Raw genomic sequence first — 725 nt, forward strand, 5'->3', positions numbered from 1 at the left:
TCATTTTTGAAAGCTGTTATCGCAGAACCAATATCATTGAGTGCAGCTTGATAGGTTTGTTTTAAGCGATCAGGGTTGAGAGCAGGAATGTCGCTTTTATTGAGAAGGGTGCGCAATTCACTCGAAAGTTGGTCAAAATTGATATCATTGTCACTATTTTTTGCAAAAAACTGTTCAAGACTTTCGCTGTTTAAGTTTGCAAGTATAGGGGAAATATTGTTTTTTAGGCTGTCTACGGTTTGTTGGACCATGGAGCTGTTTTCTAGAGCCGTTTTAGCTCCTATCTTTGCTGTACTAGAAACCACGTGGATGGCTTGGAGGGTCATCAGCAATGTTATGAGAGCCCAGGTGAGAAAGCCATGAAGAGTCCCTGAGGTTTCAGCAAAACGTCCAGCTACAAAGCCTCCCAAGGCTAGGCTAATCAGTGTAACGATAACAGAGCCCACGCCAAAGGAGAGGAAAGAGCCTTCAAATGGGGTTGAAGAGGTGAAATCCATTTGGCTTAAGCCTAAAGCGGTGACCAGAAAAGAGAGGCAGATTGAGGTGGCAAGAGCCGTCACCAGTCCCGCAAAGATTGCGGACCATGAAATGGGTGTGTGAAAGAGTGAATATTTTTCTTCTAGAGACGTTTCTCCTAGAAAATTCGTCTCGAATGGTGTGTTTTCAGGAATGCGAGTTTCCATGTTTTATCTCCTTGAATATGCTGGAGATACAATGCCTTTTTG

General features: G+C 43.3%; 1 pseudogene. It reads right to left on the reverse strand.

What is annotated here, in order from left to right:
• A pseudogene (locus tag ACFIMP_RS09840) lies at positions 1 to 683 on the reverse strand (DUF3792 domain-containing protein); the annotation flags it as partial.
• Between the last annotated feature and the right edge of the window lie 42 nt (positions 684 to 725).

Origin of the sequence: Bartonella sp. AP65SXKL (assembly GCF_042195725.1) — a bacterium.
Lineage (GTDB): Bacteria > Pseudomonadota > Alphaproteobacteria > Rhizobiales > Rhizobiaceae > Bartonella.